Annotated in this window: 21 protein-coding genes and 1 other RNA gene; 13 read left to right on the top strand and 9 right to left on the bottom strand. The window is 65.8% G+C overall.

Features of this window, described 5'->3' with window-relative positions; genetic code table 11:
- Window positions 1-2: 2 nt before the first annotated feature.
- From ACPTTC_RS10680 to trxA, 7 genes are all read right to left on the bottom strand, one after another.
- Entirely contained in the window at window positions 3-1760 is a 1758-nt protein-coding gene (locus tag ACPTTC_RS10680) for an ArnT family glycosyltransferase (RefSeq protein WP_423392455.1), read from the bottom strand.
- Window positions 1761-1979: 219 nt separating this feature from the next.
- Window positions 1980-2240, bottom strand: a complete 261-nt coding sequence (locus ACPTTC_RS10675; protein ID WP_006753671.1) for a type B 50S ribosomal protein L31 — start codon at window positions 2238-2240, stop codon at window positions 1980-1982.
- Between the two features lie 157 nt (window positions 2241-2397).
- Window positions 2398-3231 carry a zinc-dependent peptidase gene (locus ACPTTC_RS10670; RefSeq protein ID WP_175955991.1) on the bottom strand — a complete coding sequence of 278 codons (834 nt, stop codon included), beginning with the start codon at window positions 3229-3231 and terminating at the stop codon, window positions 2398-2400.
- 38 nt (window positions 3232-3269) lie between these two features.
- Window positions 3270-4826, bottom strand: coding sequence for an MFS transporter (locus ACPTTC_RS10665; RefSeq protein WP_423392454.1), 1557 nt, complete (start codon window positions 4824-4826; stop codon window positions 3270-3272).
- Window positions 4823-5323 carry a MerR family transcriptional regulator gene (locus ACPTTC_RS10660; protein WP_423392453.1) on the bottom strand — a complete coding sequence of 167 codons (501 nt, stop codon included), beginning with the start codon at window positions 5321-5323 and terminating at the stop codon, window positions 4823-4825. The genes ACPTTC_RS10665 and ACPTTC_RS10660 overlap by 4 nt, the downstream gene beginning before the upstream one ends.
- A gap of 131 nt (window positions 5324-5454) precedes the next feature.
- The gene (gene rho / locus ACPTTC_RS10655; RefSeq protein WP_006478662.1) at window positions 5455-6717 is read right to left on the bottom strand and encodes a transcription termination factor Rho; all 1263 of its coding nucleotides are present in this window, start codon (window positions 6715-6717) and stop codon (window positions 5455-5457) included.
- 193 nt (window positions 6718-6910) lie between these two features.
- Window positions 6911-7237, bottom strand: a complete 327-nt coding sequence (gene trxA / locus ACPTTC_RS10650) for a thioredoxin TrxA (protein ID WP_006402348.1) — start codon at window positions 7235-7237, stop codon at window positions 6911-6913.
- A 406-nt stretch (window positions 7238-7643) separates the two neighbouring features.
- On the opposite strand from trxA, the gene ffs reads away from it, so the two are divergent.
- From ffs to ACPTTC_RS10600, 10 genes are all read left to right on the top strand, one after another.
- Window positions 7644-7742: signal recognition particle sRNA small type (gene ffs, locus ACPTTC_RS10645), an RNA gene on the top strand.
- 127 nt (window positions 7743-7869) lie between these two features.
- A complete protein-coding gene (locus ACPTTC_RS10640; RefSeq protein WP_423392452.1) occupies window positions 7870-10230 on the top strand; it encodes a DNA polymerase III subunit gamma/tau in 2361 nt (786 codons plus the stop codon).
- 92 nt (window positions 10231-10322) lie between these two features.
- Window positions 10323-10649 (top strand): YbaB/EbfC family nucleoid-associated protein, encoded by a 327-nt coding sequence (locus ACPTTC_RS10635; RefSeq protein WP_006482124.1) that lies wholly within the window; start codon window positions 10323-10325, stop codon window positions 10647-10649.
- Window positions 10650-10680: 31 nt separating this feature from the next.
- A complete protein-coding gene (gene recR / locus ACPTTC_RS10630; RefSeq protein WP_006478665.1) occupies window positions 10681-11277 on the top strand; it encodes a recombination mediator RecR in 597 nt (198 codons plus the stop codon).
- A gap of 48 nt (window positions 11278-11325) precedes the next feature.
- A complete protein-coding gene (locus ACPTTC_RS10625) occupies window positions 11326-12531 on the top strand; it encodes a CaiB/BaiF CoA transferase family protein (RefSeq protein WP_423392451.1) in 1206 nt (401 codons plus the stop codon).
- Window positions 12532-12753: 222 nt separating this feature from the next.
- A complete protein-coding gene (gene surE, locus ACPTTC_RS10620; protein WP_423392450.1) occupies window positions 12754-13515 on the top strand; it encodes a 5'/3'-nucleotidase SurE in 762 nt (253 codons plus the stop codon).
- Complete coding sequence (locus ACPTTC_RS10615) at window positions 13512-14444, top strand: protein-L-isoaspartate(D-aspartate) O-methyltransferase (RefSeq protein WP_423392449.1); 933 nt, start codon at window positions 13512-13514, stop codon at window positions 14442-14444. The genes surE and ACPTTC_RS10615 overlap by 4 nt, the downstream gene beginning before the upstream one ends.
- 5 nt (window positions 14445-14449) lie before the next feature.
- The gene (locus ACPTTC_RS10610; RefSeq protein ID WP_226197021.1) at window positions 14450-15334 is read left to right on the top strand and encodes a peptidoglycan DD-metalloendopeptidase family protein; all 885 of its coding nucleotides are present in this window, start codon (window positions 14450-14452) and stop codon (window positions 15332-15334) included.
- An 11-nt stretch (window positions 15335-15345) separates the two neighbouring features.
- Complete coding sequence (gene rpoS / locus ACPTTC_RS10605; RefSeq protein WP_175956006.1) at window positions 15346-16434, top strand: RNA polymerase sigma factor RpoS; 1089 nt, start codon at window positions 15346-15348, stop codon at window positions 16432-16434.
- A gap of 3 nt (window positions 16435-16437) precedes the next feature.
- Window positions 16438-17214, top strand: coding sequence for a 3'-5' exonuclease (locus ACPTTC_RS10600; RefSeq protein ID WP_175956008.1), 777 nt, complete (start codon window positions 16438-16440; stop codon window positions 17212-17214).
- Window positions 17215-17244: 30 nt separating this feature from the next.
- On the opposite strand, the gene ACPTTC_RS10595 is transcribed toward ACPTTC_RS10600, so the two are convergent.
- On the bottom strand, window positions 17245-18099 hold the full coding sequence (locus tag ACPTTC_RS10595; protein ID WP_423392448.1) for an endonuclease/exonuclease/phosphatase family protein: 855 nt from the start codon (window positions 18097-18099) through the stop codon (window positions 17245-17247).
- 221 nt (window positions 18100-18320) lie between these two features.
- Between ACPTTC_RS10595 and rlmD the strand changes: the two genes are divergently transcribed.
- The gene (rlmD, locus tag ACPTTC_RS10590) at window positions 18321-19718 is read left to right on the top strand and encodes a 23S rRNA (uracil(1939)-C(5))-methyltransferase RlmD (protein WP_175956018.1); all 1398 of its coding nucleotides are present in this window, start codon (window positions 18321-18323) and stop codon (window positions 19716-19718) included.
- 64 nt (window positions 19719-19782) lie between these two features.
- Here rlmD and ACPTTC_RS10585 read toward each other — a convergent pair whose 3' ends face one another.
- Window positions 19783-20481 carry a Bax inhibitor-1/YccA family protein gene (locus tag ACPTTC_RS10585; RefSeq protein ID WP_006761414.1) on the bottom strand — a complete coding sequence of 233 codons (699 nt, stop codon included), beginning with the start codon at window positions 20479-20481 and terminating at the stop codon, window positions 19783-19785.
- 250 nt (window positions 20482-20731) lie between these two features.
- On the opposite strand from ACPTTC_RS10585, the gene ndk reads away from it, so the two are divergent.
- Window positions 20732-21157: a nucleoside-diphosphate kinase gene (gene ndk, locus ACPTTC_RS10580; RefSeq protein ID WP_006478674.1), complete on the top strand. Its 426-nt coding sequence runs from the start codon at window positions 20732-20734 to the stop codon at window positions 21155-21157.
- Between the two features lie 55 nt (window positions 21158-21212).
- Window positions 21213-22352 carry a 23S rRNA (adenine(2503)-C(2))-methyltransferase RlmN gene (rlmN, locus tag ACPTTC_RS10575; protein ID WP_089445762.1) on the top strand — a complete coding sequence of 380 codons (1140 nt, stop codon included), beginning with the start codon at window positions 21213-21215 and terminating at the stop codon, window positions 22350-22352.
- Window positions 22353-22502: the final 150 nt, after the last annotated feature.

The following is a 22502-nucleotide window of genomic DNA, read 5'->3' as shown; positions in this document are numbered from 1 at the left end:
CGTCAATCGGCCGGCTGGCGGCGCGGCGGACGTCGCTTGACGGGCGTCTTCGGCCGTTCGATGCGCTCGTACAGGCGGAAGCGCTCGTCGCGGTCGGCGGCGCGGCGGCCTTCCCACACGAGACGCCACACATATTGCGACATCGAGCTCGGCTCGCCGAAGTCGGCGCGATCCTGACGCAGGATCACGTCGCAGTCGCCGGAGAATTCGAAGCGCATGTTGCCGAAATACGCGAAGGTCGCGAGCTGCGCGTCACCGAGCCGTACCGGCGAGATGCACTCGTAGTCGGACGGCAGGTGCACTGCGATCTGCTGCGCGACATCGCGATAGGTCCGGCCGTAGTTGACGATCGGCAGCCACAGCGTCATCAGCAGCACCCACATCAGCGTGGTGCCCGCACTCGACAGCACGACGCTGCGCCACAGCACCTTCGGCTGTCGCGAGATGCGCCAGCGCACGAGGAAGCACCAGCACACGGTGGCGATCACCGCGCAGATGAACGACAGGATCTTGAAATGCGGTTCGTAGCCGGGCACGAGGCGCGCGAGGTTGCGCGCGAGCGGGTGAGGGAAGCCCGTGAGCGATGCGAGCCACACGAGCCACACGAAGGTGCCGAGGATCGTGAAGCTCAGCACCGCGAACCAGTCGATCGCGTTGATCGCGCCGCGCTTGAGCGTTGGCAGCGCGAACGTCGCGAGCACCGCGAGCGGCGGCAACAGCAGCATGTACATGCGGTTCGACTGCTGGCTCTGCAGGATCACGAGCGCGACGAGCGGCACGGCGACCGACAGCGGAATCGCGACGTGCGCACGGCGGCGCATGCCGGCCCAGCTCCACCACGCCCAGATCGCGAGCGGCCACGCGGGCCAGGTGAACAGCGGCAGGTTCTTCGCCGCATAGCCGAGCACGGCGGTCGGCGGCCCCGAAAAGCGCATCAGGCTGCCGTGGATCCACTGGTTGAAGAACCATGCGGCGTCGTCGGGCGCCGCGACGAACGCGGCCAGCGGCCACAGCGCGAAGATCGCGGCTGCGAGCGGCACGCCGACGAGCGGCAGGCTCAGGTTGCGCATCTCGGGCGTGACGATCCACAGCACGGCCGTGCCGACGAGCAGCGCGACGACCAGTACCGGATTGCCGGACAGCGCGACCAGGCCGATCGCGACGCCCCACCACAGCGCGCCCTGCATCGGCTTGTCGATGCCGCGCACGATCCCGTAGACGAGCATCGCGATCCACGCGAACTGCGCGAGCTGCGGCGTCGTTTCATGCCCGCGCTCCGCGAGACCGAAGCAGGCGACGAGAACCAGCAGCGCGCCGTCGGCGAGCGTGCGGCCGTAGTCGCGCGGCTCGGGCTCGCCGCCGAATGCGTATTTGAACGGCTGGACCTCGGCACGCCGGCCCAGCAGGTAGGCCGCGTACCAGACGAATGCACACGCGACGCAGAACAGCACGCCGGTTTCGACGCGCGACGCGTTGCTCGCGTCGACCCACGGGCCCAGGCCGCGGATCGACAGCGCGCCGAGCCAGTAGCCGAGCGGTCCGTCGGTCGTGATGAACTTGCCGACCAGGTTCGGCAATAGCCAGTCGTGCCAGCCGCCCTTGGCCATCGTCCACATCACGCCAAAGCCCGCCGCGTCCTCGTTCTTCCACGGGTCGCGGCCGAACAGGCCGAACGCGGCGTAGACGAAGCAGAGTGTGAGCAGCAGCCAGCGCGGCAGCGCGCGCGTGGCGGAGGCGGTGAGGCGGACGACAGGCTTCATGCAGATGAGCGATTTGTTATGGGCGGGCGGCCGGCGCGGAGGTGCGCGGTCGAGCCGGCTTCGAGCATCCGGCATTGTAGACGCGCCCGCTGTTGCGCGTCAGGTCGATGCCCGGGCGCCGGCCGGCGCCTGCCGGGCGAGCAGAGACAAAAAAGGGCAGCCTGGGCTGCCCTTTTGTGCGACACCGGTGCGTTGCAACCACCGGATGCAATGCGAAGCTTACTTCGCCTTGCCGCTGGCGCGTACGCCGAACTTGTTCTTGAACTTCTCGACACGGCCTGCCGTGTCCATGATCTTTTGCTGACCCGTGTAGAACGAGTGCGATTCCGACGACACTTCGATCTTGGCGAGCGGGTAGGTCTTGCCGTCGAGTTCGATGTTTTCGCGCGTCTGGATCGTCGAGCGCGTGATGAACTTGAAGCCGTTCGACATGTCTTGGAAGACGACTTCGCGGTAGTTCGGGTGGATGCCTTCTTTCATGGTCTTTCCTTGGTGAGAGCGGTAGCCAACCCGCCGCTTGCCGTGCCGGAGCGCGCACATTGCGCAAACCAGACGACGCCAAGCCCGGCGCGAGCCACTTGCCTAAGGTCGAAAAACGGCGATTATGCCAGAAAATCAGATGGTTGACGAATAATTTTCACGGTGCGTCGAGTGCGCCGGTGCCGGCCGGGTCTTGCCGGTAGTAGCGCGCGAGCAACCGGTACAGCTCCGGAAATTCGGACTCGAACGCTTTCGGCCGCACGAACAGCGCTTCGCTGCATACCGCGAAGAATTCCGACGGGTGGTCGGCCGCATATGGATCGATCAGCGAGTCCCGCTCGAAGCGCGCCCACGCGCGGTCCGGCACAGCGTCGACGCGCGCGCAGAATTGGTCGTACGCGTGCTCGAACACGTCGGCCCAGGCCTGCGCATCGAGGTGAGGCGCGTGCCAGCGTCGAAATAGGGGCGGATAGCCGTCGGCCGCGCCGTTGACCATGTCGATCTTGTGCGCGAACTCGTGGATCACGACGTTGTACGCATCGCGGCCGTCCGTCATCTGCGCGTCTTCCCAGGACAGGATCACGGGGCCGCCTTCCCAGGCCTCGCCGCTCGCATCCTGCTCGACCTCGTGGACGACGCCGTCCTCGTCCTGCACCGTCTTGCGGATCACGAATTCGCCCGGATAGACGACGACGCCGACCCAGCCGTCGTACAGCGACAGGTCGAGATTCAGCACGGGCAGGCAGGCCTGTGCGGCGATCGCGACGATCATCGCGTCGGTCAGCTCCAGCCCGTGCGCGGTCGAGAACGATTTCTTCGCGACGAACAGGCTCGTCAGTTCGCGCAGCCGGCCGAGCGCGTCGGGCGACAGCGCCGCGAGGAACGGCAGGCGCTCGACGGTGTCCTGCCACAGCGCGTCGGGGATCGGGTGGCTGCGCAGCGCGCGGTCGCGGCGGCGGTCGTCGAACCAGCGGGTCAGTTTCGAGAGCATGAAGGCGGCTCAAGGAAATCCAAAGCCTGTCTTTTAACTCAATCGATCTCTTTTTGCGATGCCGCGAAGAGGCCGCCGACCAGCGCCACGCCCGCCAGGAAGTAAAAGCCGTCGAGCGACGCGAGGAACGACGCCTGTTGCGCGACCATGCGCGCGATCGACGCGATCGCGAGGCCGTGCGCCTCGTTCAACGCGTGGCCGGCTGCTGCGTAGCTGCGCGTCAGGGCGTCGACGGTCTGCTGGAACGCGGGGTCGAACACGTTCGCGCGTTCGACGAGCCGCGTCTGGTGCACGGCCACGCGGTGCTGTTCGACGATGATCACCGACGACGTCGCGAACGAGATCGTCAGTTGCCGCACGATGTTCTTCAGCCGGTAGCCGTGCGTATATTCGTCGATCGCGAAGATCCGGAACGTCAGGTTGGCCACCGGCAGCACGATGAAGAGCAGCAGCAATCCGCGCAGCAGCAGCGGGACGATCAGCGCGGCTTCACCGACCTGCGGCGTCATCCGCGTCATCCACAGCGCGGCCGTGATGGCGATCGCGAATCCCGGCACGACGAACCACTTCTTGTGCGTGACGAATTTCGCGTAACGCAGGTACGCGAACAGCGCGGTGGCCGAAATCAGCGACATCGTGCCCACCAGCCGCCCGGCGTTCTCGACCGGATAGCCGAGCCCGCCTTCGAGAAACCGCGACGTCAGGTAACTGAAGCCCGTCGACTCGTAGTAATAGAACATGTAGAGCAGCAGCCCGACCTGGAACGTCCGTTCGCGGAACGCGTGCAGCCGCACGAGCGGCTTCGGATGGTTCCACTGGTGATACGCGAACCACGCAAGTGCGCCGATCCCCGCGATCGTCAGCAGGATCAGCAGCGGCGAGCCGCTGTAGAGCTGGTAATGCACCTGCTGCAGCACGATCTGCAGCGCGCCTTGCGCGAGCGCGAACACGACATACGGCCAGAAGTGCCCGGAGCCGCGTTCGTCGTCGGGTGTCCGGCCCGAATCGGGCAGCGTGAGCAGCGCGAGGATCGCGAACGCGATGCCGGCCGGCGCCGAGCACGCGAACAGCGCGCGCCACGTCGAATGCGCGACGAGCAGGCCGCCGACGATCGGCGCGAGCGCGCTGCCGAGCAGGATCATGATCAGGAACGCGCGCGTCGCGGGCGGCCGTTCCTGCGGCTTGAAGCTGATCTGGATCAGGATCCGGCACGCGCCCATCATCGGGCCGATGAAATATCCCTGAAAACCGCGCGCGAATGCGAGTTCGAGCGAGGTGTCGGCGAGCGCGGCCGCGATCGCGCCGAACGAGAACATCAGCATGCAGCCCGCGACGTAGCGGCGATGCCCGAGCCGGTCGACCCACCATTGCTGTTGCAGGATGCCGAGCACGGCCGTCACCGCATACGCGCTCGACGACCACACGAGTTCGTCGGGCGACGCGTTGATGCCGCCCGCGATGTAGCTCGCGAAGAACGAGAAGGCCGCGTTGTCGAAATAGTCGATGCCGGTGACGAGTGCGAGCGCCCACGGGAACAGGTCCGCGCGCAGGTTCGCTCGGCTCCACAGTGGCGAGCGGCCGGGCACCGCATTCATTCGCGGTCCTTGCGCGTGCGCCGCGAGCCGGCTTCGGCCTGCCGCTGCGCGATCAGCGTATCGGGGCTTTCTCCGGCGAGACGCCGCTCGACGTAGTCGATGTCGTGCTGCAACTCCTTGCGCAGTGCGACGGCTTCCTTCAACTCGCGCTGGACGGCTGCGATCCGCCGGTCGAGCGTGTCGATCTGCTCGGTAAGGCCGGTACGGATGTCGCGCAGCGACGCGTCAGAATAGCGGCGCCTGCCGTCGCCCGTTTCTTCCAGCGGGCGCTTCAGCATCTCGGTGATGCCATGCAGCGAGAAGCCGAGCGCGCGCAGCCGCAGGATGCGCGCGAAGCGTTCGAGGTCGGCTTCGTCGTAGAGGCGATAGCGGCCCTCGCTGCGCGATGGCGTGACGAGCCCGCGCTCTTCGTAATACTTCAGCGTGCGCGGCGTGACACCGAGACGCGATGCGGCGTCGCTCACGGTCAGCAGCGGGGTGGAGGCGTCGTTCGGCATCGGGAGGCGGGGATTCGATCGGGGCGATGACGCGATTATAGATCAACCTGTACGTTCACGTTCAGGTTTGGATCGAAAAACGGCCGCCGGGCAGGATGCGCGGGCGGCCGTTCGTTGCGGGGCGGGGGCGATCAGCCGCCGCGACGCATCAGGTCGAAGAACTCGGAGTTGCTCTTCGTCTGGCGGATCTTGTCGAGCAGGAATTCCATCGCTTCGACTTCGTCCATGTCGTGGATGAACTTGCGCAGCACCCAGATCTTCTGAAGGATCTCGGGCTTGATCAGCATTTCTTCGCGACGCGTGCCCGACTTGTTCAGATTGATCGACGGATACACGCGCTTTTCCGCGAGACGGCGCTCGAGGTGCACTTCCATGTTGCCGGTGCCCTTGAACTCTTCGTAGATCACGTCGTCCATGCGGCTGCCGGTTTCGATCAGCGCGGTGCCGATGATCGTCAGCGAACCGCCTTCCTCGATGTTGCGCGCCGCGCCGAAGAAGCGCTTCGGACGCTGCAGCGCGTTCGCGTCGACACCACCCGTCAGCACCTTGCCCGATGCCGGGATCACGGTGTTGTATGCGCGTGCGAGACGCGTGATCGAATCGAGCAGAATCACGACGTCATGCTTCATTTCGACGAGGCGCTTGGCCTTCTCGATCACCATTTCGGCGACCTGGACGTGACGCGTGGCCGGTTCGTCGAACGTCGACGCGATCACTTCGCCGGCGACCGAGCGCTGCATTTCGGTCACTTCTTCAGGGCGCTCGTCGATCAGCAGCACGAACAGGATCACGTCCGGGTGGTTCTGCTTGATCGCGTGGGCGATGTGCTGGAGCATCACGGTCTTGCCCGACTTCGGCGACGCGACGAGCAGGCCGCGCTGGCCCTTGCCGATCGGCGCGATCATGTCGATGATGCGGCCCGTGACGTTTTCCTCGCCGCGCATTTCGCGTTCGAGCGACAGTGGCTTGTTCGGGTGCAGCGGCGTGAGGTTCTCGAACATGATCTTGTGTTTCGAGGCCTCGGGCGGCTGCCCGTTGACTTTGTCGACCTTCACCAGCGCGAAGTAGCGCTCGCCGTCCTTCGGCGTGCGGACTTCACCTTCGATGGTGTCGCCGGTGTGCAGGTTGAAGCGGCGGATCTGCGACGGGCTGATATAGATGTCGTCGGTGCTCGCGAGGTACGACATTTCCGGCGAGCGCAGGAAGCCGAAGCCGTCCGGCAGCACTTCGAGCGTACCGTCGCCGAAGATCGTCTCTCCCGTCTTGGCGCGCTTTTTAAGAATGGCAAACATCAACTCCTGCTTGCGCAGGCGGTTCGCGTTTTCGATCTCCAGGCCATTGGCCATTTCGATCAGTTCGGAGACGTGCAGAGACTTGAGCTCGGATAAATGCATACGGAGAACCCGCCAGGGAGGAGACGACGAAAGAAATAAAGGGAGGAGGGCGAGCGGAAGCGCTCAGAGACTTAAATGCGTCTTGTAGACGTTTTTTAATTCTAGCATAGGCCGATTCGCGCTTGAGCGAGCGATCGGCGGCTTGTCGACGGACGTGTTGCCGGTTGACAACACGTCCGCGGAACTGCCTGTATTACAGGTGGCTGTCCAGGAATGCGGTGAGCTGCGACTTCGACAGCGCGCCGACCTTCTGCGCGGCGGCCGCGCCGTTCTTGAACAGGATCAGCGTCGGGATGCCGCGCACGCCGAACTTCGCGGGCGTCGCCTGGTTGTCGTCGACGTTGATCTTCGCGATCTGCAGCTTGTCGCCGTAGTCCTTCGCGACTTCGTCGAGGATCGGGGCGATCATCTTGCACGGGCCGCACCATTCGGCCCAGAAATCGACGAGCACGGGCTTGTCGGACTTGACGACGTCCTGTTCGAACGATGCGTCGCTGATGTGTTTGATCTGTTCGCTCATTGGGTCAATACCTCTTTCGGTTCGGGGACTGCCTGCTTGCGCGTTGCGGCGTACCGGCTGCCGTTGGCTGCCGGCCGCTGCGGCAGGTCACTCCGCTCTCCGGAAAGGAGGGGTGTAAGCGCTGCATGCCGCGGCTCGCGGGTCGTTCGGGCGTCATATTAGCCTAAATTGCTATCTGCTGCGGGCGGCGATAGTAGCCGCTATGCGAGTAGGGGTACGACGCGACGTTCGACCGTTGTATCCCGCAGGTGGAGGCCGGCCCGCGAATTACAAGGGGTGGGCGCGCATGCCATTCGCTTTCGGGGGAGCTTCGTGCGGCCCGATGCGCGCCGGTTTGTCTGGTCAAATTGGCATTGGTGCGAACAAACGGTCGCATTCATCCGGAAGCGGTGATAGAATATGCCGTGACGGGCCTCCTCGCATGGTGGGGCGGTGAACCTGGTCAGGTCGGGAACGAAGCAGCCACAATCGTTTTCCGCCAGTGCCGAGGGTCGGGCTCGTCACCTTCCTTCTCGCCCCGTTCGCAGGGCGTTTTTTATTTCCGCGTCACACTTCGTTTTACCTGCGCTTTGCCCGCCTTCCGCACCGTTTCGCGTGTCGGCGCGACGCAGCGTTACTGATACAATTTCCCGATGACCTATCAAGTTCTCGCACGCAAGTGGCGTCCGAAGGATTTCGCTTCGCTCGTCGGCCAGGAGCACGTCGTCAGGGCGCTTACGCACGCGCTCGACGGCGGGCGTCTCCATCACGCCTATCTGTTTACCGGAACCCGCGGTGTCGGCAAGACGACGCTGTCGCGGATCTTCGCCAAGGCGCTCAACTGTGAAACCGGCGTCACGTCGCAGCCGTGCGGCGTGTGTCGCGCCTGTCGCGAGATCGACGAAGGGCGTTTCGTCGATTACGTCGAGATGGACGCCGCGAGCAACCGCGGCGTCGATGAAATGGCCGCGCTGCTCGAGCGCGCGGTGTACGCGCCCGTCGATGCGCGCTTCAAGGTCTACATGATCGACGAAGTGCACATGCTGACGAATCACGCGTTCAACGCGATGCTGAAGACGCTCGAAGAGCCGCCGCCGCACGTCAAGTTCATCCTCGCGACGACCGATCCGCAGAAAATTCCCGTTACCGTGCTGTCGCGCTGCCTGCAGTTCAACCTGAAGCAGATGCCGGCCGGACACATCGTGTCGCATCTCGAACGGATTCTCGGCGAAGAGCAGATCACGTTCGAGCCGCAGGCGCTGCGCCTGCTCGCGCGTGCCGCGCAGGGCAGCATGCGCGACGCGCTATCCCTTACCGATCAGGCGATCGCCTATTCGGCGAACGAAGTGACCGAGTCGGCCGTGTCGGGCATGCTCGGTGCACTCGACCAGACATACATGGTGCGTCTGCTCGACGCGCTTGCCGCAGGCAGCGGCCCGGAAATCCTCGCGATTGCCGACGAGATGTCGCTGCGCAGCCTGTCGTTCTCGACCGCGCTGCAGGATCTCGCGAGCCTGCTGCACCGGATCGCGTGGGCGCAGTTCGCGCCGGGCTCGGTGCTCGACGAATGGCCGGAAGCGGGCGACCTGCGCCGCTTCGCAGAGACGCTGAGCCCCGAGCAGGTCCAGCTGTTCTATCAGATCTCGACGGTCGGTCGCGCCGAGCTCGGTCTGGCACCGGACGAGTACGCCGGTTTCACGATGACGCTGTTGCGGATGCTCGCGTTCGAGCCGGCGGTTGCCGCCGGCAGTGCGCCGGGCGGTCAGCCGTCGGTGCCGCGTGCGGTGCCGGGGCCGCGCGTTGCGGCGGCATCGGCCGCTGCGGCGAAGCTGGCATCGGCTGCACCTGCCGAAGCAGCGCGGCCGCAGGCCGTTGCACCGGCAGCGCCCGCGGCACCAGTCGTGCGTGCAGCGCCGGTACAGCCCGGCGACGAAGCAGACCGGCCGGCCACGAAGCCGGCTGCCGTCCGGGCGGCGGCGCCGGCCCCTGTTGACGCGCCAGCCATCGAAACGCTGCAGCCGCAGACGCCTGCAGCACCGCAAGCAGAGCCTGCCGGCGATAACCCGGCACCTGCCGGCAAGGAACCCGAGCTGCCTGTTGCCGTTGCGCAGCAAAGCGACGAACCGGCCGCGCTGGCCGAACCGGTGCCGCGTGCTGCGCCGTCCGAGGCTGCCGCGCGTCCGGCAGCGCGTTCCGGAGGAGCCGCCGCCGCGCTCGACGTGCTGCGCAACGCGGGGATGCGTGTATCGTCCGACCGCGGGCGCGCAGGCGCCGCCGCTAAACCGGCAGCCCAGCCGGCCGCCGAGAAGCCGGCGGCACCGCGTCCCGCCGCTGTGCAGGTGCCGACGCCGCGCGCTGCGGCCCGCGTGCCGCAGGCAGCCGATTCGCGCCAGGCGTCGCCGCCGTGGGAGGACATCCCGCCCGACGACTACGTACCGCTCAGCGCCGACGAGATGTTCGGCGGCCCGCCTGACGATGGCTTCGTGCCGGTGTTCGACAGCGGCCCCGACGATGTGCGCGTGACGCCGAGGCCGGCGGAAACCCGTCCTTCCGCGCCGGTCGACACGCGTCCGTTGCCGCCCGCGATCGCACTCGATCCGGTCGGCTTCGACGGTGAGTGGCCGGCGCTGGCCGCGCGGCTGCCGCTCAAGGGTGTCGCGTACCAGCTCGCGTTCAACAGCGAACTGACGGCCGTCGATGCGACGACGTTGAATCTTTCCGTGCCGGTGCCGCAATATGCGGACGCCGCGCAGGTGGCGAAGCTGAAGGCCGCGCTGGCCGATGCGCTCGGCAAGCCGGTCGAGGTGGCCGTCGAAGTCGGGCCCGCACGGCGTACGGCGGCGGCGCTCGATGCGGCCGCGCGCGCGGCACGTCAGCGCGAGGCCGAGCAGGAGATTCACGGCGATCCGTTCGTCCAGCAACTCGTGCGCGATTTCGGTGCGCGCGTCGTCGAGGGTTCGGTGCGCCCGCTCGCCGACGCGGCGTCGGATGGCCCGCCGCCGACACTGCATTGAACTGACCGCCCCGCGACAGGCACAATCACGCCCACACATTGGCCGGCACGCGCCGCGGGCCGGTTTTTACACGATCAAGAAGGAGTATTCCCATGTTGAAAGGCAACCTCGCCGGACTGATGAAGCAAGCGCAGCAAATGCAGGAAAACATGAAGAAGATGCAGGAGCAGCTTGCGCTGATCGAAGTCGAAGGGCAGTCGGGCGCCGGCCTCGTCAAGGTGACGATGACGTGCCGCAACGAAGTGCGTCGCGTGTCGATCGACCCGAGCCTGCTCGCGGACGACAAGGACATGCTCGAGGATCTCGTCGCGGCTGCGTTCAACGACGCCGTGCGCAAGGCCGAAGCGACGTCGCAGGAAAAGATGAGCGGCATGACGTCGGGCCTGCCGCTGCCCCCGGGCTTCAAGCTGCCGTTCTGAGCGCAGCGTCCGTGCCACTTTTTGCTGCCGTATGAAACAGCCGTCCGCCCTGTCCGCTCTCGTCGAAGCGTTGCGCGTGCTGCCCGGTGTCGGGCCGAAATCCGCCCAGCGCATGGCGGTCCACCTGATGCAGCACGATCGGGAGGGCGCGGAGCGGCTCGGCCGGTCGCTGCTGTTCGCGACCGAGCACCTGCAGCACTGCGAGAAGTGCAACACGTTCACGGAAGCGCAGATCTGCGAGGTCTGCAGCGACGAAGAGCGTGATCCGACGCTTTTGTGCGTCGTCGAGACACCTGCCGACCAGATCATGCTCGAGCAGACGATGACTTACCGCGGGCTGTATTTCGTACTGATGGGGCGGCTGAGCCCGCTCGACGGGATCGGCCCGAAGGAAATCCATTTCGACCGTCTCGTGCGGCGCGCGTCCGACGGCGTCGTCAAGGAAGTCGTGCTCGCGACCAACTTCACGAACGAGGGCGAAGCCACCGCGCACTACCTCGGCCAGACGCTGAAGGCGCGCGGGCTCGCAGTCACGCGCCTCGCGCGCGGCGTGCCGGTGGGCGGCGAGCTCGAATACGTCGACGCGGGCACCATCGCCCGCGCGATGCTCGACCGCCGCACGATGTAAGCCGGGCGCCGCTTGCAGGCGGCGCCGTTCCTCATGCCAGGGAGACACATGAGCACCAGCCAGGGCCCGCTCGCGGGCGTCAAAGTGCTCGAATTCGGAACGCTGATCGCGGGGCCGTTCGCGTCGCGGCTGTTCGCCGAATTCGGCGCGGAAGTGATCAAGATCGAGGATCCGAACGGAGGGGACCCGCTGCGCAAGTGGCGCAAGCTCCATCCAGAGCAGGGCGGCACGTCGCTGTGGTGGTCCGTCCAGGCGCGCAACAAGAAATCGGTCACGCTCAACCTGAAGGCCGACGCCGGCAAGGCGATCGCGAGGCAACTCGCGCGCGAGGCCGACATCGTGATCGAGAATTTCCGCCCGGGTTTGCTCGAAAAGCTCGGTCTCGGCTACGACGTGCTGTCGGCCGACAACCCGGGCCTCGTGATGGTGCGCCTGTCCGGTTACGGGCAGACCGGCCCGTACCGCGACCGGCCCGGATTCGGCGCGATTGCCGAGTCGATGGGCGGGCTGCGTCACATCACCGGCTATCCCGAGTTGCCGCCGCCGCGCATCGGCATTTCGATCGGCGATTCGATCGCTGCGCTGCACGGCGTGATCGGCGCACTGATGGCGCTGCATCACCGCAAGGTCAACGGCGGTGCGGGGCAGGTGGTCGACGTCGCACTGTATGAAGCCGTCTTCAACATGATGGAAAGCGTGGTGCCCGAATACGGCGTGTACGGGATGGTGCGCGAGCGCACCGGCGCGTCGCTGCCGGGCATCGTGCCGTCGAATACCTATGCGTGCCGCGACGGCAGCATCGTGATCGGCGGCAACAGCGATCCGATCTTCAAGCGGCTGATGAAGGCGATCGGGCGCGACGACCTCGCCGACGATCCCGCGCTCGCGCGAAACGACGGGCGCGTGCCGCGCACGCAGGAGATCGACGACGCGATCGCCGCGTGGCTCGCGCCGCGCACGATCGACGAAGCGCTCGTCGTGCTCAACGCGGCCGACGTGCCGGCCGGGCGCATCTACAGCGCCGCCGACATGTTCACCGATCCGCAGTTCGTCGCACGGCAGATGATCCAGCGCTTCAAGCTGGCCGACGGCACCGACATTCCGCTGCCGAACATCACGCCGAAGCTGTCCGACACGCCGGGAGAAACGCGCTGGCTCGGGCCCGAGCTCGGCGAACATACGGACGAGGTGTTGCGCGGCCTGGGCTACGACGCGCAGGCGATTGCCGCATTGCGCGACGCGGGCGCGATTTGAGCGCCCTCGGGCCAGTCGCTTCGAGCCAGGCTCCCGGAATAGCGCGTTCCCCAAGGGGGCTTGGTTGGCGGGGGGGAACCCGGGGCGGCGCGGCGTTTTCCTGAGCCTGCGGAACGCCGCACCGCAACGCAATGGCGTCGCGTGTCCGGGTGCCCGCAATCGTCCATCCGCAGTCGCCGGACTGTCGCTCTCGCGCCATCTTTCCTCGGTTACAATCGCCGGATGCGAATCCTACTCAGCAACGACGACGGCTATCTCGCCCCCGGTCTCGCCGCGCTCAGCGACGCGCTGCAGCCGCTGGCCGACCTCACGGTGATCGCGCCCGAGCAGAACTGCAGCGGCGCGTCGAATTCCCTCACGTTGTCGCGGCCGCTGTCGGTGCAGCGAGCGGCGAGTACGGGTTTCTTCTACGTGAACGGCACGCCGACCGATTCGGTACACGTCGCGTTGACGGGGATGGCCGACGCTACGCCGGACCTCGTGGTTTCCGGGATCAACAACGGCCAGAACATGGGCGAAGACACGCTCTATTCGGGGACAGTTGCGGCCGCCACCGAAGGCGTCATGTTCGGCGTGCCGGCCATCGCATTTTCGCTGGTCGACAAGGGTTGGGCCCATCTGGCAGACGCCGCGCGCGTCGCCGCGGAAATCGTCGAGCACTATCTTGCGCATCCGCTGCCGGGCCAGCCGCTGCTGAACGTCAATATTCCGAACCTGCCGTACGACGAACTGAAAGGCTGGAAGGTTACACGCCTCGGCAAGCGTCATCCGTCGCAGCCGGTGATTCGCCAGACCGACCCGCGCGGCGAACCGATCTACTGGATCGGCGCGGCGGGCGAAGCGATGGACGCCAGCGACGGCACCGATTTTCACGCAGTGGCAAACGGTTTCGTGTCGATCACGCCGCTGCAGCTGGACCTCACGCATACGCAGATGCTGCCCGCGACGCGCGAATGGGCGCGCGCTGGAGGGCGGGCTTCATGAGCGGCGAGCGCGCGAAGCGGTTCCCGCTCGCGCTCGAAGATCTCAAGCGAGCGCCACGCAAGTCGGAAGGTCGGGCCGGCGAACGCCATGCGGCGGTTGCGGTATCGAAGGCCGCCGACAAGCCCGCGGCCGTGCTGAAACCGGTTGCGGTGAAGCCTGCTGCGGCGCGAACGGCATTGCCCGGCTCCGCCGCCGCGAAGCCGGCGAGCGCACCGAAGCCGACCGTGCTGAAGCCCGCGATGCCGAAGCCGGCCGCGCCGAGCGCCGCGCCGGCCGGCGCGTTTGCACTCACGTCGGAACGTGTGCGCGAACGGATGGTCGAACGGCTGCGCGCGAACGGCGTGACCGACGCGCGCGTGCTGGACGCGATGGCCGCGGTGCCGCGACATATGTTCGTGGATCCGGGGCTCGCGACGCAGGCCTACGAGGATTCGGCGTTGCCGATCGGCCACCAGCAGACCATTTCAAAGCCGTCGGTCGTCGCGCGCATGATCGAGCTCGCGATGGCCGGCCGCACGCTCGAGCGCGTCCTCGAGATCGGCACGGGCTGCGGCTATCAGGCCGCCGTGCTGAGCCACGTGGCACGCGACGTGTATTCGATTGAACGCATCAAGCCGCTCTACGAGCGCGCGAAGCTGAACCTGCGGCCGCTGCGCGTGCCGAACATCCGTCTGCATTACGGCGACGGGCGTGTCGGTCTGCCGTCCGCGGCCCCGTTCGATGCGATCGTGATCGCGGCGGCGGGGCTCGACGTGCCGCAGGCGCTGCTCGAGCAGCTCGCGATCGGCGGGCGGCTCGTCGCGCCGGTCGGCGCGCAGAGCGGGCAGCACCAGGTGCTTACGCTCGTCGAGCGCGTCGCGCACGCGCAATGGCGAGAGTCACGGCTTGATCGCGTTTTCTTTGTCCCTTTAAAATCCGGAGTAATTTGAAACCGATGAGTATGTTGCGCGCGATGCAAAACAACCGTTCCAGGGAGCCGCTCACGCTCGCCCAGCGCGCGATCTGCGTGGCTGCGTTCTCCACGCTTCTGGCCGCCTGTGCGACGCGGCTCGACAACGCGCCCGTCGTCGATCGCTCCGGTTCGCTCGGCACGACCGGCACCGCGCAGCCCGCGGCGCCGCTCCCCCCGGCGCCGCCGGGTTACTACCGGGTGAAGCCGGGCGACACGCTGTACCGGATCGCACTCGAAAACGGGCAGAACTATCGCGACATCGCCGCGTGGAACAACCTGGCGAACCCGAATCAGATTGAAGTCGACCAACTGCTGCGCGTTTCGCCGCAGGCCGGTGCCGCCGTGGCGGGCACGCAGGTCGCCGCGCCGATCGCGGGCGCCGCGGTTGCGACCGCGCCGCTCAGCAGCGGCCCGGCAACGCCGGGCGCCGGTACGTCGTCGGTCGCGACTCCGCCTGCCGCGGCAGCCGCATCGAGCGATACGGCTGCCGCGCCGAGCGGCCCCGTGACGTTCGCGTGGCCCGCGCGCGGTCCCGTGCTGAATGGTTTCGACGACGCGAAGAACAAGGGCGTCAATATCGGCGGTACGGCCGGCGAGGCCGTGAAGGCGGCGGCCGACGGTCGCGTCGTCTACTCCGGGAATGGTCTGCGCGGCTACGGCAACCTCATTATCATCAAGCACGATGCAACTTACCTCACGGCGTATGCACACAATCGCGCTTTGATGGTAAAAGAGGGGGACGCGGTAACGAAGGGGCAGAAGATCGCCGAGATGGGGAACAGCGATTCCGACCGCGTGATGCTGCATTTCGAGGTTCGCCGGCAGGGTAAACCTGTCGATCCGCTGAAGTATTTGCCGCCTCAATAACCGAGACGACCATGCCGAAATCGAAGCGCCACGAGCCGCAAGCCGAGTCTGAGAAAATCAGTCGTGCCACGCAAGCATCGGTGGGGCGAGCTGGTGCTTCGACGGACGACGAAGACGATGTCGCGGACAACGAGCGTGACCTCGAGGCACGCGACTCTGACGCGGAAGGTGGCGACGACGAGCGCGAAGGCCGCGCCGAGGCGTCGCCCGACGTCGACGATTTCCGTACGCTGCTACAGGCCGAACTCACGGCCGACACGATTCAGCATTACCTGAACCGCATCAGCGTGAAGCCGCTGCTCACCGTCGAGGAGGAGCAGCGCTATTCGCGTCTGGCCAAGGCCGGCGAATTCGAGGCGCGGCAGGTGATGATCGAGCGCAACCTGCGCCTCGTCGTCAGCATCGCGAAGGGCTATCTGAACCGTGGCGTGCCGCTGCTCGACCTGATCGAGGAAGGCAACCTCGGCCTGATGCATGCAATCGAAAAATTCGACCCGACGCGCGGCTTTCGTTTTTCTACGTATGCGACGTGGTGGATCCGGCAGAGCATCGAGCGCGCGATCATGAACCAGGCCCGCACGGTGCGCCTGCCCGTGCACGTGATCCGTGAACTGAACCAGGTACTGCGCGCGAAGCGCCACCTCGAAAAGAACTCGATGTCGACGGGCGAAGCGGCCGAGCGCCGCGAAGCCAGCATCGACGACATCGCCTATCTCACCGGCAAGACCGCCGAGGAAGTTACCGACATCCTCGCGCTCAACGAGCACACGGCGTCGCTCGACGCGCCGCTCGACCTCGATCCCGCGAGCAGCCTGCTCGACCTGCTGCCCGACGACCAGAGCCAGTCGCCCGATGCCGAGGTGCAGCACCGCGAGCTCGAGACGCTGACGCGCGCGTGGCTGTCGCGGCTGTCCGACAAGCATCGGCACGTGATCGAGCGCCGCTTCGGCCTGAACCACATCGAACCGGCGACGCTCGAGGAGCTGGCCGACGAGATGGGGCTCACGCGCGAGCGCGTGCGTCAGATCCAGCAGGAAGCGCTGGTGCGCCTCAAGCGGTTTTTCGCCTCCAACGGTGTGCGCAAGGACGCCGTTCTGTAACCGATGACTCCGATTCTTGTTTTTGACATCGAGACAATTCCCGATGTCGACGGCATTCGCCGTCTGGAAGACCTGCCCGCGACGCTCGACGATGCCGCGGTGGCTGAACATGCGTTCGCCGCCCGCCGCGAGAAGACCGGCAGCGATTTCCTGCCGCATCACCTGCAGCGCATTGCAGCGATTTCGTGCGTGTTCCGCGACAACAACGGTTTTCGCGTGCGCTCGCTCGGCACGCCGCAGGACAATGAGGCGACGCTGATTCAGTCGTTCTATCGCGTGATCGAGAAATACACGCCGCAGCTCGTGTCGTGGAACGGCGGCGGCTTCGATTTGCCGGTGCTCCATTACCGCGCGCTCGTGCACGGCATTCCCGCGTCGCGCTACTGGGATCTCGGCGAGGACGACCGCGATTTCAAGTGGAACAACTACATCTCGCGCTACCACTCGCGGCATACCGACCTGATGGATGTGCTCGCGATGTATCAGGCGCGTGCGAACGCGCCGCTCGACGCGCTCGCGAAGATGTGCGGATTTCCGGGCAAGCTCGGAATGGACGGCAGCCAGGTGTGGCCGGCGTTCCAGGCCGGGCGGATCGAGGAAATCCGCAACTATTGCGAAACCGACGTCGTCAATACCTACCTGCTGTATTGCCGGTTCCAGTTGATGCGCGGCGGCCTGACGCCGAGCGAGTATGCGGACGAGATCCTGCTCGTGAGGAACTCGCTTGCGCAGGAGCCTGCGTCGCACTGGACCGAATACCTGGCCGGCTTCGACGCGTAACGCGGGTGGAGTGCGCAGCAGCCGGTGCGATCAGGAGAGTTCGAGCAGCACCGGCTGGTGATCCGACGCGCGCACATCGCCGTCGATCTCGCAGCGCGTGACGTGCGGCAGCAGCGTATCGGTCACGAACACGAAGTCGCACGTGAGCGGCCCCTCCGACCATTGCACCATATCGTAGACGCCGGCCGTCGGCGGTGGCGTGCGGCCAGGGTGCCGGGCGATCCACGCGTCGATGAAGCGCGGCGCGTCTGGGATCGGCTCCAGGAATCGGCGATAGGCATCGCTGCCGAACGCGCTGTTGAAATCGCCGCAGACGATTGCATCGCCCGGCTGGCCGGTCGCGCTGAATGGCCCCTCGGCGGTTTCGGCGGGCGCCGGTTGTGCCGCGTGTGCGCAGGCCTCGCGGTGCCGGTCACGCAGCGCGTCGACCTGAGCGAGCCGCTGGCGCGCCGAATAGTATTCCAGATGCGTGGTGACCACCCGCAGTGGCCCGAAGGGCGCCTGCAACTCGACATCGAGCGCAACGCGCGGCATCGACGGCGCGCCGGCGTCGGCTGGCCAAGGCAGCAACTGGCGGAGCACGCGCCCGACCGGTAGCCGGGTCGCGATCGCGTTGCCGAACTGGCGGCGCGGTGCGCCGGCTTCGATGGCTGGCAGGTCGGCGCCGATCGCCTCGATGATCGTGTGGCCGGGCAGCAGCGCCGCGAGTTCGGCGAACTGGTCGGTGCCGGGCCGGCCGGGCAGGGCGCCGAAGCCGCGCGTTACCTCCTGAAGGCACAGCACGTCGAAGTCGCCGAGTTCGCGGATTGCCGCGACGGTGCGCGAAAGATCGACGCCGCCGTCTGCGTCCCGACCCCATTGGATGTTCCAGTCGATCAGTCGCATGGTCGAATCTCCTGTCGGGCGAATTTCGGGCCGAGGGCCGCTTTCGATCGGCCTGTCGATCAGCGCCCGGCCATGGCGCTCCCGGGCCGCCTGCCTCGCGGCTCCGGCGCGATGCCGGACCGTCTATGCTCAAGTATCGACGCTTGCGTCATGCAAAGCGGGCGATGCGGGCCTTCGTCGTCTACAATCTCGCCTTCTTCAACGTTTGTCAGGAAAAGCTGGTGTCCGAAGCCGTCCCCACTTCTGCGCGCAAATCTAGAAATGCGCCCGTCGCGCCCGGAATTGCCCCGGTTCTCGAGATCGAATCGCTCGACATGGAAGCGCGCGGTGTCGGCCGCACGATGACCGAGGACGGCGAGCCGGGCAAGGTCATCTTCGTCGAGGGTGCGTTGCCGGGCGAGCGCGTGACCTATTCGAGCTTCCGCCGCAAGCCGAGCTACGAGCAGGCGACGGTTGTCGACATTCTGCGCCCGAGCGTGATGCGCACGAAGCCGAAATGCGCGTTCTTCGGCACCTGCGGCGGCTGCTCGATGCAGCATCTCGACATGCGTGCGCAGGTGGCGGTCAAGCAGCGCGTGCTCGAAGACAACCTGTGGCACCTGGCGAAGCTGCGCGCGGAAACGATGTTCGCGCCGATCCACGGCCCATCCTGGGGCTATCGCTACCGCGCACGCCTGACCGTGCGCAACGTCGCGAAGAAGGGCGGCGTGCTGGTCGGCTTCCATGAGAAGAAGAGCAGCTACGTCGCCGACATGACGAGCTGCGAAGTGCTGCCGCCGCACGTGTCCGCAATGCTCGTGCCGCTGCGCCGGCTGGTCGAGGGGCTGTCGATCCGCGATCGGATGCCGCAGATCGAGCTCGCGGTCGGCTCGGAAGTCACGGCGCTCGTGCTTCGGGTCCTGGAGCCGATCAACGCGGACGACGAAGCGCTGTTGCGCGCGTTCGCGGACGAGCACAAGGTGCAGTTCTGGCTGCAGCCGAAAGGCCCGGACACGGTAACCCCGTTCTATCCGCTCGACGTATCGCTCGACTACACGTTGCCGGAATTCGGCATCCGCATGCCGTTCAAGCCGACCGACTTCACGCAGGTCAACCATCAGATCAACCGTGTGCTGGTGGGCCGCGCGCTGCGTCTGCTCGCGCCGTCGCGCGACGACCGCGTGCTCGACCTGTTCTGCGGGATCGGCAACTTCACGCTGCCGCTCGCGCGGCTGTCGCGCGAGGTGATGGGCATCGAAGGCAGCGACACGCTGACGACACGCGCGCTGGCGAACGCGCGCGAGAACGGTGTCGACGGCCATACGACGTTCGCGTGCCGTAACCTGTTCGAAGTGACGGGCGATGACATCCGCGCGCTTGGCGCATTCGACAAGTTCCTGATCGACCCGCCGCGCGAAGGCGCGCTCGCAGTGTCGAAGGCGCTGGCCGAGATCGCGCAGAGCGGTGAAGGCCCGTTGCCGAAGCGCATCGTCTACGTGTCGTGCAACCCGTCGACGCTGGCGCGCGACGCGGGTCTGCTCGTGCACGAGGCCGGCTACCGCCTGAAGGGCGCCGGTGTCGTGAACATGTTCCCGAATACGTCGCACGTCGAATCGATCGCGCTGTTCGAGCGCGACTGAGCCCACGCGGCGGACGTAAAAAAACCGGCCCGCGGGCCGGTTTTTTCATGGTGTGCAGCAAACGTCAGTTGCGGTTGCCGCCGAAGATGCCGAGCAGCGCGAGCAGGTTCGTGAACACGTTGTACAGGTCGAGGTAGATCGCGAGCGTTGCCGAGATGTAGTTCGTCTCGCCGCCGTTCACGACGCGCTGGACGTCGAACAGCATGTATGCGGAGAAGATCGCGATCGCGAGTACCGACACGGTGAGCATCAGGGCCGGGAGTTGCAGGAAGATGTTCGCGACCGAGGCGAGCAGGATCACGATCACGCCCATGAACAGCCACTTGCCGAGCCCCGAGAAGTCGCGCTTGCTGACGGTGGCGATCGTTGCCATCGCGGCGAAGATGATGCCGGTGCCGCCGAACGCAAGCATGATCAGCGACGGACCGTTCGAGAAGCCGAGGATGAAGCTCAGCAGCCGCGACAGCATCAGACCCATGAAGAACGTGAAGCCGAGCAGCACGAACACGCCGGCCGCGCTGTTTTTCGTCCGCTCGATCGCGAACATGAAGCCGAACGCAATCGCGAAGAACGCGAGCAGGCTCATCATCGGGCTCGTGGCCGCGAACAGCGAGAAGCCCGTCGCGACGCCGACCCAGGCGCCCAGCACGGTCGGCACCATCGACAGCGCGAGCAGCCAGTACGTGTTTCGCAGCACGCGGTTGCGAACTTCGGCGGTGCTGACGGAACCGCCGCGGCCGAAATTGTACGGATAGTCGTTCATGGTTTCTCCTAACATTGAACGCATGGGCGTTCAGGGCCGGTTCGGCGCGCGCGATGTGCGGCGCAGCAAACCGGGGCAGCTATGGCTAAGATACGTTCCGTGCCGAGAGGTTTCAATGGCCGGGCGGCACTAAAACATATGGATTCTGAACCTTTCACGTGTGTAAGGGTTCAATCGCAATGATACACGGGATCGTGCTACAATAGCGGATTCATTTGAACCTGTAACTTCTTAATTTTTTGGAGTTTTTATGGCAATCGAGCGCACCCTGTCGATCATCAAGCCGGATGCGGTGGCAAAGAACGTGATCGGCCAGATCTACAGCCGTTTCGAAGGCGCCGGCCTGAAGATCGTCGCATCGCGCATGGCTCACCTGTCGCGTGCTGACGCAGAGAAGTTCTATGCGGTTCACGCAGCACGTCCGTTCTTCAAGGACCTCGTCGATTTCATGATCTCGGGCCCGGTGATGATCCAGGTTCTGGAAGGTGAAGGCGCGATCCTGAAGAACCGCGACCTGATGGGCGCAACGGATCCTAAGAAGGCGGAAAAGGGCACGATCCGCGCCGATTTCGCCGACAGCATCGACGCGAACGCCGTTCACGGCTCGGACGCTGCAGAAACGGCAGCGGTCGAAATCGCGTTCTTCTTCCCGGAAATGAACGTTTACTCGCGCTAAGCCCTGGCTGGCAGCAAGTAGGCAGGATTCAGCGCACGCGGCAAGGCAGCACATCATGACGAGCGAAACTTCCGTCAATCTTCTCGACTTCGACGCCGAGGGTCTTGTCGCGTACTGCGGCAGCCTCGGCGAGAAGCCGTTCCGCGCCAAGCAGTTGCAGCGCTGGATCCACCAGTACAACGCTGGCGACTTCGACGGCATGACCGATCTCGCGAAGTCCTTGAGAGAAAAGCTCAAGGGCCGCGCGTCGATCGGCATGCCCGAGATTGCCAGCGATCACGTTTCCACCGACGGCACGCGCAAGTGGCTGATCGACGTCGGAAACGGCAATGCGGTCGAAACCGTGTTCATCCCGGAAGAGACGCGCGGCACGCTGTGCGTGTCGTCGCAGGCCGGGTGTGCGGTCAACTGCCGCTTCTGTTCGACGGGCAAGCAGGGCTTTTCCCGCAACCTGTCGACAGCCGAAATCATCGGCCAGCTACGGATGGCCGAATTTGCATTGCGAGCGTCGCTGGGGCGTGCGCCCGGCCCGAACGGTAAGGCAGAGCGGGTCGTCACCAACGTGGTGATGATGGGTATGGGCGAGCCGCTGCTGAATTACAGCGCGGTCGTGCCGGCGATGCGGCTGATGCTGGACGACAACGCGTACGGCCTGTCGCGTCGCCGCGTTACGCTGTCGACGTCCGGCGTAGTCCCGATGATGGACCGCCTCGGCGCCGAACTGCCGGTTGCGCTGGCCGTTTCGCTGCACGCGCCGAACGATCCGCTGCGCGACGAGCTGGTGCCGCTCAACAAGAAGTATCCGCTGCGCGAGCTGATGGCGGCTTGCCAGCGTTATCTGAAAGTCGCACCGCGCGACTTCATCACTTTCGAATACTGCATGCTGGACGGCGTCAACGACACCGAAGCGCATGCACGCGAACTGCTGGCCGTCACGCGCGACGTGCCGTGCAAGTTCAATCTGATCCCGTTCAATCCGTTTCCGGAATCGGGCCTCATCCGCTCGAAGCCGGAGCAGATCAAGCGCTTTGCACAGATTCTCATCGACGCGGGAGTCGTCACGACTGTGCGCAAGACGCGCGGCGACGATATCGATGCCGCGTGCGGCCAGCTGGCCGGCGCAGTGAAGGATCGCACGCGCCTCGCGGAACGTACGGGCGCAGCAGGAAAAATCATCGAAGTTCGGGCGATTTGACAGGGGCGCCCGGCCGGGGATGCCAGGGCCTTTGAGCGGTACAACACGCGAACAGCGATCGGTCGCGGCGCCTCGGCGTCGCGCATGGTATGGACAGTTGCGGGTGCCGGCCGGCGGGAACCGGTGGCGGCCGCCAGTGAAGAAGAATCG

Origin of the sequence: Burkholderia mycopellens (assembly GCF_964265025.1) — a bacterium.
Taxonomy (GTDB): domain Bacteria; phylum Pseudomonadota; class Gammaproteobacteria; order Burkholderiales; family Burkholderiaceae; genus Burkholderia.
The sequence above is the reverse complement of the archived record's forward strand: the minus strand, read 5'-3'. Positions and strand labels throughout refer to the sequence as shown.

Excerpts from the sequence above, each read along its gene's own strand:
- ACPTTC_RS10610 (WP_226197021.1), top strand. The coding sequence starts at position 14,450 with ATGAGTATGTTGCGCGCGATGCAAAACAACCGTTCCAGGGAGCCGCTC.
- ACPTTC_RS10585 (WP_006761414.1), bottom strand. The coding sequence starts at position 20,481 with ATGAACGACTATCCGTACAATTTCGGCCGCGGCGGTTCCGTCAGCACC.
- ACPTTC_RS10660 (WP_423392453.1), bottom strand. The coding sequence starts at position 5,323 with ATGCCGAACGACGCCTCCACCCCGCTGCTGACCGTGAGCGACGCCGCA.
- ACPTTC_RS10675 (WP_006753671.1), bottom strand. The coding sequence starts at position 2,240 with ATGAAAGAAGGCATCCACCCGAACTACCGCGAAGTCGTCTTCCAAGAC.
- ACPTTC_RS10625 (WP_423392451.1), top strand. The coding sequence starts at position 11,326 with ATGAGCACCAGCCAGGGCCCGCTCGCGGGCGTCAAAGTGCTCGAATTC.
- recR (WP_006478665.1), top strand. The coding sequence starts at position 10,681 with ATGAAACAGCCGTCCGCCCTGTCCGCTCTCGTCGAAGCGTTGCGCGTG.
- surE (WP_423392450.1), top strand. The coding sequence starts at position 12,754 with ATGCGAATCCTACTCAGCAACGACGACGGCTATCTCGCCCCCGGTCTC.
- ACPTTC_RS10680 (WP_423392455.1), bottom strand. The coding sequence starts at position 1,760 with ATGAAGCCTGTCGTCCGCCTCACCGCCTCCGCCACGCGCGCGCTGCCG.
- ACPTTC_RS10635 (WP_006482124.1), top strand. The coding sequence starts at position 10,323 with ATGTTGAAAGGCAACCTCGCCGGACTGATGAAGCAAGCGCAGCAAATG.
- ACPTTC_RS10640 (WP_423392452.1), top strand. The coding sequence starts at position 7,870 with ATGACCTATCAAGTTCTCGCACGCAAGTGGCGTCCGAAGGATTTCGCT.
- rlmN (WP_089445762.1), top strand. The coding sequence starts at position 21,213 with ATGACGAGCGAAACTTCCGTCAATCTTCTCGACTTCGACGCCGAGGGT.
- rho (WP_006478662.1), bottom strand. The coding sequence starts at position 6,717 with ATGCATTTATCCGAGCTCAAGTCTCTGCACGTCTCCGAACTGATCGAA.
- trxA (WP_006402348.1), bottom strand. The coding sequence starts at position 7,237 with ATGAGCGAACAGATCAAACACATCAGCGACGCATCGTTCGAACAGGAC.
- ndk (WP_006478674.1), top strand. The coding sequence starts at position 20,732 with ATGGCAATCGAGCGCACCCTGTCGATCATCAAGCCGGATGCGGTGGCA.
- rpoS (WP_175956006.1), top strand. The coding sequence starts at position 15,346 with ATGCCGAAATCGAAGCGCCACGAGCCGCAAGCCGAGTCTGAGAAAATC.
- ACPTTC_RS10670 (WP_175955991.1), bottom strand. The coding sequence starts at position 3,231 with ATGCTCTCGAAACTGACCCGCTGGTTCGACGACCGCCGCCGCGACCGC.
- ACPTTC_RS10615 (WP_423392449.1), top strand. The coding sequence starts at position 13,512 with ATGAGCGGCGAGCGCGCGAAGCGGTTCCCGCTCGCGCTCGAAGATCTC.
- ACPTTC_RS10595 (WP_423392448.1), bottom strand. The coding sequence starts at position 18,099 with ATGCGACTGATCGACTGGAACATCCAATGGGGTCGGGACGCAGACGGC.
- ACPTTC_RS10665 (WP_423392454.1), bottom strand. The coding sequence starts at position 4,826 with ATGAATGCGGTGCCCGGCCGCTCGCCACTGTGGAGCCGAGCGAACCTG.
- ACPTTC_RS10600 (WP_175956008.1), top strand. The coding sequence starts at position 16,438 with ATGACTCCGATTCTTGTTTTTGACATCGAGACAATTCCCGATGTCGAC.